Consider the following 13,851-nt stretch of genomic DNA (forward strand, 5'->3'; position numbering starts at 1 on the left):
AAAGAATGCTTTAACAGCACTCTTTTTTTTTGCTCTTTTTGTTTAAAACAAAAAAGTAAACCTTCAATAAATACGCCTATTAACCTTTGATTTAATACGATAAAACTTACAGGTAATTAATGCGTCAATATTTTTTAAAAAACTGATAATCAAATATATATGTTGAAAATTTATTTTTCCTAGACTTTGCGGGTGATTCAAGAGTTTGTTAAAAACTTGTTGACAATGTTTATAAGATTGTCTTTCATTTTCTTATACATTTTTAAATCTTTGTCAGTCCCGAATCGTAGCAAAATAAATTCAAAATTAATCCTCAAAAAGTAGTAAAACATGTCGCAAGCAGTAGAGCCAATTTTAGCCGAAAATAAAGATAGATTTGTAATATTTCCTATTCAACATCACGATATTTGGGAATGGTATAAAAAATCTGAAGCTAGTTTTTGGACTGCCGAAGAGATTGATTTGCACCAAGATTTAACTGATTGGTCAACCAAACTAAATGACGATGAACGTTATTTTATAAAACATATTTTAGCCTTTTTTGCCGCAAGTGATGGAATTGTAAACGAAAATTTAGCCGAAAACTTTGTTAATGAAGTTCAGTACAGTGAAGCCAAATTTTTCTACGGATTCCAAATTATGATGGAGAATATCCATAGTGAAACCTACTCATTGCTAATCGATACTTATGTTAAGGATGAAGTTGAAAAAGATACACTTTTTAAAGCCATTGAAAATTTCCCTGCTATTAAGAGGAAAGCAGATTGGGCTTTAAAGTGGATCGAATCTCCAAGTTTTGCAGAGCGTTTAATCGCTTTTGCAGCTGTTGAAGGTATTTTCTTTTCAGGTGCATTTTGCTCTATTTTCTGGTTGAAGAAAAGAGGACTAATGCCAGGATTAACGTTTTCAAATGAGTTAATCTCTAGAGATGAAGGTGTACACTGCGATTTTGCCGTCCACTTGCATAATAAACACTTAGTCAATAAAGTGCCTAAAGAACGTATTAGAGATATTATTGTTGATGCTCTAAATATTGAAAGAGAATTTATTACAGAGTCATTGCCGGTAAGTCTTATTGGCATGAATGCCAAATTAATGACACAATATTTAGAGTTTGTGACTGACCGATTGCTGGGTGAGTTAGGTTGTGAAAAAGAATATAATGCATCAAATCCATTCGATTTTATGGATATGATTTCGCTTCAAGGAAAAACCAATTTCTTTGAGAAACGAGTTTCAGAATATCAAAAAGCAGGAGTGCTTAATAAAGAAGAGGAGAAGGATAAGTTTTCTTTCGACGCTGACTTTTAATTAATTGAATTGGGCCTTCTTAAGGGCTAAAAAATTCAATGCCAATTCTGTTTCTGTTTTAACAGAAATAGTCCAAAGAATAAATTAATCTAACTAAGTGGGTTGCGTTTTTAATGGAGCCCACCATAACTAACTATTATTTTTCTGAATGGGAGTATTCAGGAAAATCTAAAAACTAATTTATATATGTATGTTGTAAAAAGAGACGGCCGGAAAGAACCAATGATGTTCGACAAGATCACTGCCAGAGTGAGAAAATTGTGTTACGGGTTAAACGAATTAGTAGATCCTGTAAAGGTAGCCATGCGAGTAATAGAAGGCCTGTATGATGGCGTAACGACTAGCGAATTGGATAATCTAGCAGCGGAGGTTGCAGCTACAATGACAACTAGCCATCCAGATTATGCTAAGCTGGCTGCACGTATTTCTGTCTCTAATTTACATAAAAACACCAAGAAATCCTTTAGCGAGGTGATGGAAGATTTATATACATATATTAATCCTCGCACTGGTAAAAAAGCACCGTTATTATCCGACGAAGTTTACAACGTCATTAAGGAAAATAAAGATAAGTTAGATTCTGCCATTATCTACAATCGCGATTTTGGCTATGATTATTTTGGGTTTAAAACCCTTGAGCGTTCTTACCTGCTAAAATTAAACGGTAAAATCGCCGAACGTCCACAACATATGTTAATGCGTGTTTCTGTTGGTATTCATTTAAATGACTTAGATGCCATTTTAGAAACTTATGAACTGATGTCTAAAAAGTACTTTACACATGCCACTCCAACATTGTTTAATTCTGGGACGCCAAAACCTCAGATGTCTTCTTGTTTTCTATTAACGATGAAAGAGGATAGTATTGATGGTATTTACGATACATTAAAGCAAACAGCTAAAATTTCGCAATCTGCAGGAGGGATAGGATTGTCTATCCACAACATTAGAGCTACAGGAAGTTACATTGCAGGAACTAATGGAACATCCAATGGTATAGTGCCAATGCTACGTGTCTTTAATGACACAGCACGTTACGTAGATCAAGGAGGAGGAAAGCGTAAAGGGAGCTTTGCAATCTACTTAGAAACTTGGCATGCAGATATCTTCGATTTCTTAGATCTTAAGAAGAATCACGGTAAAGAAGAAATGCGAGCTAGGGATTTGTTTTACGCCATGTGGATTTCAGATTTATTTATGAAGCGCGTTCAAGAAGATGGCGATTGGACGTTGATGTGCCCCAATGAATGCCCTGGTTTGGCAGATACCCATAGTGAAGAATTTGAGGCTTTATATACAAAGTACGAAGCAGAAGGCAAAGGTCGCAAAACCATTAAGGCCAGAGAACTTTGGGAGAAGATATTAGAATCTCAGATAGAAACAGGTACCCCTTACATGTTGTACAAGGATGCGGCTAACCGTAAATCTAACCAGAAAAACTTAGGTACAATTAAGTCGTCTAACCTATGTACTGAGATTTTAGAATACACCTCACCAGATGAGGTTGCTGTTTGTAACTTGGCCTCTATTGCCTTGCCAATGTTTGTGAAGAATGGTGAGTTTGACCACAAAGAATTATTTAGAATCACAAAGCGCGTTACCAAGAATTTAAACCGTGTTATCGATAGAAACTACTATCCGGTTCCAGAGGCTAAAAATTCAAATATGCGCCATAGACCAATTGGTTTGGGCGTGCAAGGTTTGGCAGATACATTTATTAAATTGCGCTTACCTTTTACCAGTGATGAAGCTAAAGCTTTAAATCAGGATATCTTTGAAACACTTTATTACGCAGCTGTTACAGCATCTGTGGAGGAGGCAAAAGTAGATGGCCCATACCAATCTTACGAAGGATCTCCGATTAGTAAAGGGGAGTTTCAGCATAACCTTTGGAATATAAAAGATGAAGAATTAAGCGGTCGTTGGGATTGGGATAAATTACGCAAGCAAGTTGCTAAAAATGGCGTGCGTAACTCATTATTGGTAGCACCTATGCCGACAGCTTCAACGTCTCAAATCTTAGGGAACAATGAATGTTTTGAGCCATACACCTCTAATATCTATACAAGACGTGTACTGTCTGGTGAGTTCATTGTCGTAAACAAACATCTATTAGAAGACTTGGTAGAATTAGGACTTTGGAATGAATCTGTGAAGCAGGATATTATGAGAGCCAATGGATCTGTGCAACATATAGATGTGATTCCAGATGATATAAAAGAACTCTATAAAACGGTTTGGGAACTTAGTATGAAAGACATTATCGATATGTCCCGCCAACGTGGTTATTTTATTGACCAATCGCAGTCGCTTAACTTATTTATGGAAGGTGCAACAATGGCAAAGTTGACTTCTATGCATTTCTATGCTTGGAAAAGCGGCCTAAAAACAGGAATGTACTACTTACGTACCAAGAGTGCTGTTGATGCGATTAAGTTTACTTTGACTAATAAGAAGAAAGAAGAACCAGTAGCAGAAGCTGTGCAAGTTACAGAAGAAACCGTAGTAGCTAAACAAAAGGCAAAAGCGGCTAAAACAGCAGCTAAGTTTGCCCAAGAGACTGCTGAGGTAGAGCCAATGACAGCCGAAGAGATGAAGGCATTGATTGCACAAGCTAAAGAAAGCGAAGGTGATGATTGCTTAATGTGCGGTTCTTAATTCGGTTCCTGTGCAAGCAGGGACCTCTATAATTTAAGTGTTATTAAAAGCACCTAAGTCCCGATTACTATCGAGAGTAGGGTGCTTTTTAGTTAATAGAGAAAGTTCAATATCTAATAGAAAGGATAAAATATAAATCATATAAAAAGCACTCAATGCCGAACTATACGGGAGAGTGCTTTTTTCACCTCTATTATAAAATAATGGATCAATTAATTTGCCTCCATTAAAGCAAAGAATTTATCAATGTTTGGCATTAAAATAATGCGTGTTCTTCTGTTTTTAGATCGGTTCTCCCTAGTGTTGTTGTCTACTAAAGGTTGGTAACTACTACGACCAGAAGCAATCAGTTTAGCAGGGTCTACATTGTATTGGTTTTGCAATTTTCTTACAACCGACGTTGCTCTTAATACACTTAAATCCCAGTTGTCTTTTATTTTTTCAGTATTGATGCTTCTAGAATCTGTGTGACCTTCGACCATAACATCTATACTTTCTTCAGAGTTAATGACATCTGCTAATTTTTGAAGGATGTTATCTGCCTTGTTACTAATTCTGTAACTTCCAGTGTTAAAAAGCATCTTATCAGAAATAGAAATCATTACTACGGTTTCGTTAATATTTACAGCGATATCTTCATCTTCGTTCAAATTTGTTGTGTCCATACTTTTTGCAAGATTGTATTGCACAGCCAAATTCATAGAGTCCTTTAAAGTCTTTGCTCCAGCTAATTTTTCAGGATCAACATTTTGCAATGTTGCTATCATCTTACTTTTACTTTCATTAGACATTACCGTACCATCTGCATTAACATCTAATTTGATGTTGTTCTCTATTTTAAGACCTTCTACATCTTCATTTAAAGAGTTGATTTTCTTATTATAGCGATCAACACGCTCTTGGATTTTTGCAAATTTGTTTTCTAAATCTTCCTTTTCTACCTGGGTCTTGGTTAGTTCGCTTTTAATCTCGCCATTTTCCTGTTCTAAAGCCATGTATTTCTTTTTTGAAACACAAGAACTTAATAGTATAGTTATTACTACTAAAATTGAAATTTTTTTCATGTTTAAGTTTTAGGTTAGTTTATTAAATACAATTACATATACGACCAAATACACTTTTTGGATGTTGAATGACAATATTTTTTTGAATTTCCCATAAAAAATGCCTTAGAGTTTTCTAAAGCATTTGTAGTTTTTTAAAAGAGATAGTAGTACTATTCTTGCTCAGAGCTAGGTTGAGCAGGCTCTACAGAACTATCATGGGAATGATAATAATCTTCAAGTAGATTCATCATGGCAGTTAATAGATCTTTGGTCTCTAACAGTAGGCTAAAGTAAAGCGTTGTGTTCTTTGGGCTAGATTCTTCGCTTCTGGTACGCTCTACTTGAATTTGGATTTTTTCTTTTACTAAGTTAAATACCTTAGTTTTATCTTTAATTACAGTACCGATCATTTCAAAAGACCGAGTTTCAAATGCGATTTGTGTTGTCTCAAATAAGGTTTCAAGACTTGCATCTAAATTTTTAAGCTCTTTGATCTGGCTAAATTTTAATTTTTTGTGGTTATTGTTGATGTGCTTATGACTAGCTTTAGAGATATACTCAAGTGACTGCGTCATATCCTGCAGATGTCCCAAAACATTTATGTAGAAATTACTTGCAGCAACACTTGGTTCTTCAAGATTACGAATGAAGTAAAAAATGTTATCCTTAAGATCATCAATTTCGTCAGAGAGTCTTTCGATTTGTTGCCTATTCTTTCTAAGGCGTTTTAAGTCTTGTACCGCTAAGCCATTAATAGCTGAAGTATAAATTCTATTTCCTCGTTTTATAACATTTGCAATATTAGAAGCACTTTCGTGTATAACACCTTGGGTAGAACTACTTTCGGCTCTTTCAAGATGATCTTCTTCTTTCATAATTTTTGTACTCTTGCGATGCGATAAATAGCTTCTTACCAATAGCAAAATAGCTAAGATTATAAGTCCTGTTAAAGCATAACCTTTACCATAGTATAAGATATAGGCCATAAATGCAGCGGCAACAAATGCACTAAATGCGGTAAAAAACCAACCTCCGATAACGTTAAGTACACCTGCAACCCTATAAACAGCACTTTCGCTACCCCAAGCTCTGTCTGCCAAAGATGTACCCATGGCTACCATAAACGTGACATAAGTAGTTGATAATGGTAACTTCATTGATGTAGCGATTGAGATTAAAACACTGGCTACCATCAAGTTTACGGCGGCTCTAACCAAATCAAATGCTGGTTTATCATTACCTTTAATAATCACATTAGGTTCTTGAAATTGTTTGTTGGACCAAGTCTTGAAGAACTCTGGGAGAATGCCATTGATACTCTCATTGAGTCCAATAGTCAACCTTACGATATTTCTTGATAAGAAATTTGGTTCGAAACGTTCCGTACCTTCATCTTGTCTCGACAAATCTACAGATGTTTTAACTACGGCCTTTGCTTTGCTAGAAAACCAGAGTGTCAATACCATAATTAAACCTGCAATTAGTAGTAAATAAGGTTCCGTTTGTACGGGCTCGCCCAATGCAGTCATAACATAGTTTGAAGGATCTTCACCACTAACGGACCAAGCTTCATAAGAATTATAAGCAGCAATTGGAACACCAATAAAGTTAACTAAGTCATTACCAGCAAAAGCTACAGCTAATGCAAAGGTGCCTACTATTATAATTATGGTGTAAATTTTGGCATTTAATAACTTTATCGCCAGATACGATAGAATAGTAAAAGTCAAAAAGCTTATTGCTATAAAAGTAAATGGGTTGGTACTTAAAAACTCCTTAATTGATGGTGGCATAAATGCTGCATTTTTTAAACCTTTAATAATTATAAAGTACATTATTGAAGTTACAGCAAAACCACTAAATACAGCACTGTACCAAGTTGGCTTCTTTTTAAAATCAAATGAAAGCAATAGCCTTGATATATATTGTACTAAAGCACCAATAGTAAATGCAACAACAACCGATAGAAGTATTCCGAGTATAATTTCTATGGCTTTTTCGTTATTGATGTAATTACCTAGATCAATTATAGATTGTTGTTGATCGCTATAAATCTTAATTAACGCTACAGCAACTGAGGCACCTAATAGCTCAAATACAATTGAAACCGTAGTAGAAGTAGGTAGCCCCAATGTATTAAAGAAGTCTAGAAGAAGGATATCTGTAAGCATAACGGCCATAAAAATGACCATTATCTCATTGAACATAAATTCACCCGGGTTAAAAATGCCTTTACGAGCAACTTCCATCATACCACTAGAAGTCATTGCGCCAACCGCAACACCAATACTGGCAACAATCATTATAGTTTTAAAAGAAACTGCCTTAGAGCCGATTGCAGAGTTTAAAAAATTTACGGCATCATTACTTACACCAACTACTAGGTCTGCGATTGCTAAGAAAGCTAAAGCAGCTAGCATATAGACATAAAGGTTTTCCATGAAATAAAATAGCTATAATTGAACGCAAATTACTTGTTTTAATTTGAACGTAATGTTACCAAAATGTTATGTTCTAAATGACAAACCAAAAAAAAAGTGATTAACTTTTCCAGTAAATATAGGTTATAAATTGATTTGTATTTTAATCTTAATCATTAAAAAATATTTAAATTTCTGATTATTAGTGTTTTATAAGTTTAATGTTAAATTAATGTTACGTAAATGTTGTTTAAAAGTAAAATTAACGTTAACTTTGTAATATTAATATTAATAAAACCCAATGGATATGAAAAAAATAATGATATTTCTATTGATGATGAGTGTGAGTTTTATTTATGCTCAAGATCGCAAAGAGCCCAAATTAGAGAAAAAAGGGGACATGACTTATATAACATATTATCACGATAATGGAGAAGTAAGTCAAACAGGACAGTTTAACGCCGAAGGAAAGTTGCATGGCGAATGGAGAAGCTATGATATCGATGGTAATAAAGTTGCCATAGGTACCTATGATAATGGTAAAAAAGTAGGTAAATGGTTCTTCTGGCAAGGTGATTCTTTAAAGGAGGTTGATTATATTGATTCTAAGGTAATCAGTGTTAATCAATGGGATAATAAGAGTAAAGTAGCAATCAACTAATAAGTAAGTTTAAAAAAAATGTACGAATAAAAAAGGCTCTCGAAATGAGAGCCTTTTTTTTATAATTAAAGGGAATTTTACCTCAGCTAATATTAGTTAATTGTCCAACCAGCTCCCCAAGTGCTATAGTCAGTACCAGTTGCATTAGCAGATGAACCACCGATAACATCTGCTTGAGTTGGAGGATTCATGTTCATAAAATCATCTTCGTAAATAAACTCTGTAGTTACGTTAGTGAATAAAACATCTGTAAACTGAAGATTTGCAGGAATATTGTCAGAAGTTATATCTCCTGGAGTATCATCTTCAACAACAACACCACGGCCAAAGTCTTCTATAACTACATTGTTAAATATACCACCGGTACCAGCACGCAAACGGAATGCACGGCTATTATCAGCGCTTCCTACAACGGTTACATCGTTTATTGTAGGGATAGATACGAAGCCACCTGAGTTTTGGAAATCAGTATTGAAACCATCCATCTCAAAAGCACTATCACCATCAAGTGTTTGCTCAACATATACATCAGTTACAGTACCAGTATAACCTTCTGTCCAGTCTACAGAATCATCTTCGGCACCAACAACTGCTAGATTGTTAACATTAACATCGCCACCAAAGAACTCGATACCGTCGTCAGAGCTTTCAAATATTTGGACAAAGTTGATTTCTGTTGCCGCACTTACAGCATAAAGTGAAAGGCCATTTAACTCTTGTGTACCATTTAATGCTCCACCAACATATTCTAATCTTAGGTAGTTGATACTTCCAGAATCATCACCTGCAACTTCTCCACCATAAGGTAATTGACCAACCTCACTTGTTGGTAAATCGTCTGGTTCTGCTGGGTCAAATAAGTTTGTAGTTCCTTGTCCTAGTATAACTAAGCCACCCCAATCACCAGGACCTGGATTACTTGAAGCAGAAGTCATAACTACAGGATTACTTGCAGTACCGTTTATGATTATTTGTGAACAACGTAAAACAGCAATATAATTTTGCACACCGTTTGGTTCTGCTTCAATTCGAGTACCTGCTGGAATTGTTAATGTTGCACAATTATCCACAAAAACAGCAGCTGCTAAACGATAAGTAATATCAGGATCCAATGTTGTATCCTCATTGATAAAACCAAATAATTCTTCGACATCATCGCCGCCATTTCCGTTACCACCACCAGTAGTGTTGTTAACAGTACTGTTATCGTTAATAACAATATCGGGTGTATTATCATCTTCGCAACCCATAAGCAAGAGAGCTACTAAGATTAAACTTGAAAGAAATTTAATTTTCATTTTAAAAAGATTTAATTTATTTAATTATAGATGTTAAAATTTATATTTGAGTGACAAACCTATGTCGATGCCGTCTTTAAATTCAGTGATTACAAATGAATTACCTAATCCATCCGTTTGGGAAAATGTAATATTTGGATTCAATAAGTTTCTTGCCGTTAAACCAATTTCAAAATTATCGGTTATTGGATTAATGAGTACAAAATCCAAAGAGGTTACAGATTCTTCGATGATATCACCATTGGTACCAGCACCAAGGGCAAAAATTCGATCAGAGAAGTAAGAACCTACTAGCGATGCTTTTGGCTTATAGTTGCCAATTTTCGGTGTAAAGGTTAAATCTAGATTACCGATAAACTCAGAGGCACCTTCCAATTCGCTCTCTGTTCTTGGCACAATTTGACCATTTACAATTCTTGAAAATTGTGTAGAGAATGTACCACCAACTGATTTCAGGTCTTGCTGCGTATCAGTCCAAGCAAAATTAAAGCCTACATTAAGTATTGGATCTTCGTCAGCATCTCTGATTAAATCTTTTCTAGCCTCTACCTCTATACCAAATACTTGAGCTTGATCTCCAGTTCTAAAGTAGCGTTGGTCACCTGTAGCATCTCTTGCAGTAACACGGTTTATAGGGTCGTTAATTTCTTTATAGAATATACCTAAAGAAATAATCTCTCCCGGCTCTAAGAACCACTCATATTTTAGATCGTAATTAAAAATTTCGGAATAAATTGGCCCAGTTCCGTCAACACCACCTAATAAGTCTGGATTACCACCATAGCGTATAACAACATCTTCATATACAAATGGTGCTACTTCTTTAAATTCTGGAAAAGAGGCTGTGATACTAAACGACCCTCTAAGATTCATGTCATCGTTTAGCGCATATCTGATATTTAAACTTGGTAAATATAAATTATCGTAGGCATCAACGGTAGTTTCTACACCCGCAGCTATAACATCACCTTGGACATCGTAAGTAATTTCTTGGTCGAAGCTTTCTATTCTCAATCCAGGCACAATAAGTAACTTCTTATCTGCTAACTGAATTTCAGCATTTATATGACCGGCATGTACGTTTAATTCACCTCGGTATCTACTATCTGGTAAGCCAGGTCTGTTTATTGTACTCTGCCCAGGAATCGGATTTAATGTAGCCGTATTCCATAAACCAGAACCATCAGGAATATTGATATTAGATATATTAAAGATTGAGTTAAGATTGTTTACATCTGTAACAACTTGATTATTACCATTGATTAAATCATAACCATAGCGTATGGCATTAAAGTTTCTTACTTTACGTCTTCCAGCATATCCAAAATTAAGTGTAACGTTTTCTGAGATCGTATTTTTTAGGTTCAAAAACCCATTGTATTCATCATCTTCAATTTCTTGGAAGAAACGTTGGTTATCAAAGGCCACGTTGCTGAAAAAAGTTGGGTTGGTATTTGGATCATTATCTAAAGCTAACTGGTAATTTTGTAAAACAAAACGCTTACGATCTGGTTCATCAGCTAATACTTTGTTGTAACCAAATCCCCAGTCTACTTTCCAATTACCATCCGAATAATCACCTAAAAATTGGTTGACAAATATCTGATCTTGGTTAAAACGACCATTGTAAACAAAAAACCCTTCTTCAGCACCACCTTGGTCATCTCGTATATCACCTTGCCCTTCTATACCAAAGAATTCGGTCTGATCTACAGCGCTGTTGATGTATAATGTACGATATTTAAGGTTTAAATTATCATTCACTCTGTAATCTATATTAGCCATAGCAGTTGTAGTAGCATCATAGATGTACTGATCTACATTTGGATAAGAAGAATTTATGGTGTTTGTAAAATTGGTAGCTTCACCTTGTCTAAATCTAAACCCATTAGAAAAAGATGCAGTTCCGAAGAAGCTTATTCTTGATCTCTCATTAAATTCATGTGTAAAACCACCTTCAATACCAAAATTAACATTTACAGGTGCACCGCCATCAACAGGGTCAACAGGCTGCCCTAATACAATAGCAAAAGGATTATTATCATATCTATTGTAGCGTCCAAAATAGCTGACACCTTCATTCAATAAAAAATCTTCACCAATAGCTGCAGAGTTTACACCAGAGCCAACACTAACATTAAAATAGTTTTTACCCGTATGAGCTTTTGAAACTATATTTACATTACCAGCTGAAAAATCTGATAAAAAATTAGTAGAATAAGCCTTACTTACACCTATACTTTCAATGATATCTGTTGAAAATAAGCCTAAGTCAATATTTTTCTTATTAACATCAGTTGAAGGTAATGTTATCCCATTTAGTGTTGTATTTTGATAACGATCACCTAGTCCTCTCACATACACATTACCACCACCACGTTGTTTTGAAATACCCGATATTTTTGCTACCGCTCCAGAAGCATCGCTAATACCTTTTCTAGCTAATTCAAAAGAACCGATACTCGTTTTTATTGCCACTGCCTTTTTTTGATCTATCAACAATGCAGCAGGACTATCTCGCCTGGCAGTGGTTTGAATGACAACCTCATCTAATGCAGCAGCACTTGCACCCATGGGCACGTTGATTGTTGTTACTTTTTCAGCTACAACTTCTGCTTCGATTTCAATGGTTTCATACCCAACGAAGCTGAATACCACTGTGTACGTTCCTGGATCTAAATTGTCTATCTCATAAAGTCCATCTGCATCTGTAGTAGCACCCTTAGTAGTGCCTTTAATAGTTACATTTGCAAAAGGCAAAGGCTCATTATTAAACTCTTTATCGGTTAGCTTACCAACGATACTCCCTGTTTGCTGTGCATAAGACAAGAAGGATACGGAGAATAAAAATATAAGTAATATGTTTTTCATTAGTTTTTTAAAATTATGCTGCAAAGAAACTGCGATATTCCTTCCTTTAGGTTAGACAATGATTAAAGATTTGTAATGAAAAGGTTAGTTAAGCGTTACCTGAATATTAAGCGATTTATCGTTAAGGATACAATTTGTTAACATTAATATCTGTTCGATTTGAAATTGTTTTTTCTACACAATTCAACCTCAATTTGTATATCTTGCAAGACTTAAGTTTTTAACTATGAATTGGGAACAGCTACTATCCTTAAAGCGTTTTGGTGATACAAATAAAAGACTAAGAAAAGAGCAAGATGAAACACGTGTTGGTTTTGAAGTGGATTATGACAGAATTATTTTTTCATCAGAATTTAGGAGTCTACAAGACAAAACCCAAGTTGTTCCTTTATCTAAAACGGATTTTGTTCATACAAGACTGACACATAGCCTTGAAGTAAGTGTGGTGGGAAGGTCTTTAGGAAGAAAAGTAGGTAAATTGCTTCTAGATAAACATCCACATTTATCTCGTGTACATGGTTATAAGATTAACGATTTTGGTGCTATCGTAGCTGCTGCAGCCTTGGCACATGATATTGGCAATCCCCCTTTTGGGCATTCTGGAGAAAAAGCCATAGGATCATATTTTACTCATGGAAAAGGCGCTGAGTTTAAATCTATGTTGAGTTCTAAGGAATATCAGGATTTATGCGATTTTGAAGGTAATGCTAATGGGTTTAAGATATTAACTGAAAGTAGGTCGGGAAGAGCAGGGGGATTACGACTGAGCTATGCAACTCTAGGTGCGTTTATGAAATATCCAAAGGAATCGTTACCCAAAAAGCCAACGAATCATATTGTAGATAAGAAATATGGTTTTTTTCAGAGCGAAAAGAACATGTTCCAAGATATAGCTTCAGAGCTAGGATTAATAAAAAGAAGTGATGATCATCTAAGTTTTGATAGACACCCATTAGCTTATTTAGTTGAAGCAGCAGATGATATTTGCTATACTATAATAGACTTTGAAGACGGCATTAATCTAGGACTCATAGAAGAAGAATATGCCCTTGAATATTTAATAAAATTAGTAAAAGGCAAAATTATCACAAACAATTATAATGCGCTAAAAACGACCGAGGATCGCGTAAGCTATTTAAGAGCTTTAGCAATAAATACCCTAATAGAGGAGGCTGCTTCTATCTTTATGGAAAATGAAGCATCTATTTTAAGTGGAAATTTTGGGACTGCACTTTTAGATGTAAGTCAATATAAAGCACAAATTAAGGATATTATTGATCTAAGCATAAAGAATGTATACCGCTCAAAAGAAGTCATTAATAAAGAAATTGCTGGATACGAAATCTTAAATCAACTATTAAATACGCATGGTGAATTAGCCTATAACTGCTATACCGATAATATATCTCACTACGACAGATTGCTATTGAACCTTATGCCAGAAAGTGTAAACTTGGGGAATACGTCTTTATATAGTAATCTAATGGCTGTCTGTTTGTACATATCAAAATTGTCTGATACTAATGCGTTGTTACTACACCAAAAGCTTAGAGGGCAAATTCTATAGATGTATTTCGTCGATTAAT

General features: G+C 35.0%; 8 protein-coding genes. 4 read left to right on the forward strand and 4 right to left on the reverse strand.

Translation table 11 applies throughout. From position 1 onward, the window contains the following. The first annotated feature begins 330 nt into the window (after positions 1–330). Both Q0972_RS09710 and Q0972_RS09715 read left to right on the forward strand, forming a co-directional pair. A complete protein-coding gene (locus tag Q0972_RS09710) occupies positions 331–1,311 on the forward strand; it encodes a ribonucleotide-diphosphate reductase subunit beta (protein ID WP_299365302.1) in 981 nt (326 codons plus the stop codon). Between the two features lie 186 nt (positions 1,312–1,497). Continuing rightward, entirely contained in the window at positions 1,498–3,969 is a 2,472-nt protein-coding gene (locus Q0972_RS09715; RefSeq protein ID WP_299365304.1) for a ribonucleoside-diphosphate reductase subunit alpha, read from the forward strand. Between the two features lie 212 nt (positions 3,970–4,181). Here the strand turns inward: Q0972_RS09715 and Q0972_RS09720 are convergent, their stop codons facing one another. Both Q0972_RS09720 and Q0972_RS09725 read right to left on the reverse strand, forming a co-directional pair. Continuing rightward, positions 4,182–5,033: an OmpA family protein gene (locus Q0972_RS09720; protein WP_299365306.1), complete on the reverse strand. Its 852-nt coding sequence runs from the start codon at positions 5,031–5,033 to the stop codon at positions 4,182–4,184. Between the two features lie 152 nt (positions 5,034–5,185). Continuing rightward, complete coding sequence (locus Q0972_RS09725) at positions 5,186–7,456, reverse strand: inorganic phosphate transporter (RefSeq protein ID WP_299365308.1); 2,271 nt, start codon at positions 7,454–7,456, stop codon at positions 5,186–5,188. A gap of 286 nt (positions 7,457–7,742) precedes the next feature. On the opposite strand from Q0972_RS09725, the gene Q0972_RS09730 reads away from it, so the two are divergent. Continuing rightward, positions 7,743–8,096 (forward strand): nicotinic acid mononucleotide adenyltransferase, encoded by a 354-nt coding sequence (locus Q0972_RS09730; RefSeq protein ID WP_299365310.1) that lies wholly within the window; start codon positions 7,743–7,745, stop codon positions 8,094–8,096. 92 nt (positions 8,097–8,188) lie between these two features. Here Q0972_RS09730 and Q0972_RS09735 read toward each other — a convergent pair whose 3' ends face one another. Both Q0972_RS09735 and Q0972_RS09740 read right to left on the reverse strand, forming a co-directional pair. Further along, positions 8,189–9,394 (reverse strand): multidrug transporter, encoded by a 1,206-nt coding sequence (locus tag Q0972_RS09735; protein WP_299365312.1) that lies wholly within the window; start codon positions 9,392–9,394, stop codon positions 8,189–8,191. 33 nt (positions 9,395–9,427) lie between these two features. Further along, entirely contained in the window at positions 9,428–12,265 is a 2,838-nt protein-coding gene (locus tag Q0972_RS09740; protein ID WP_299365314.1) for a TonB-dependent receptor, read from the reverse strand. A gap of 226 nt (positions 12,266–12,491) precedes the next feature. Here Q0972_RS09740 and dgt point away from each other — a divergent pair, with 226 nt between their 5' ends. Next, positions 12,492–13,832, forward strand: coding sequence for a dGTP triphosphohydrolase (dgt, locus tag Q0972_RS09745; RefSeq protein WP_299365316.1), 1,341 nt, complete (start codon positions 12,492–12,494; stop codon positions 13,830–13,832). Positions 13,833–13,851 lie beyond the last annotated feature (19 nt).

It is taken from the genome of Winogradskyella sp. (genome assembly GCF_028282165.1).
Taxonomy (GTDB): Bacteria; Bacteroidota; Bacteroidia; order Flavobacteriales; family Flavobacteriaceae; genus Winogradskyella.

Coding starts and splice junctions, on each gene's coding strand:
- Q0972_RS09710 (WP_299365302.1), top strand. CDS start 331: ATGTCGCAAGCAGTAGAGCCAATTTTAGCCGAAAATAAAGATAGATTT.
- Q0972_RS09730 (WP_299365310.1), top strand. CDS start 7,743: ATGAAAAAAATAATGATATTTCTATTGATGATGAGTGTGAGTTTTATT.
- Q0972_RS09720 (WP_299365306.1), bottom strand. CDS start 5,033: ATGAAAAAAATTTCAATTTTAGTAGTAATAACTATACTATTAAGTTCT.
- dgt (WP_299365316.1), top strand. CDS start 12,492: ATGAATTGGGAACAGCTACTATCCTTAAAGCGTTTTGGTGATACAAAT.
- Q0972_RS09735 (WP_299365312.1), bottom strand. CDS start 9,394: ATGAAAATTAAATTTCTTTCAAGTTTAATCTTAGTAGCTCTCTTGCTT.
- Q0972_RS09740 (WP_299365314.1), bottom strand. CDS start 12,265: ATGAAAAACATATTACTTATATTTTTATTCTCCGTATCCTTCTTGTCT.
- Q0972_RS09725 (WP_299365308.1), bottom strand. CDS start 7,456: ATGGAAAACCTTTATGTCTATATGCTAGCTGCTTTAGCTTTCTTAGCA.
- Q0972_RS09715 (WP_299365304.1), top strand. CDS start 1,498: ATGTATGTTGTAAAAAGAGACGGCCGGAAAGAACCAATGATGTTCGAC.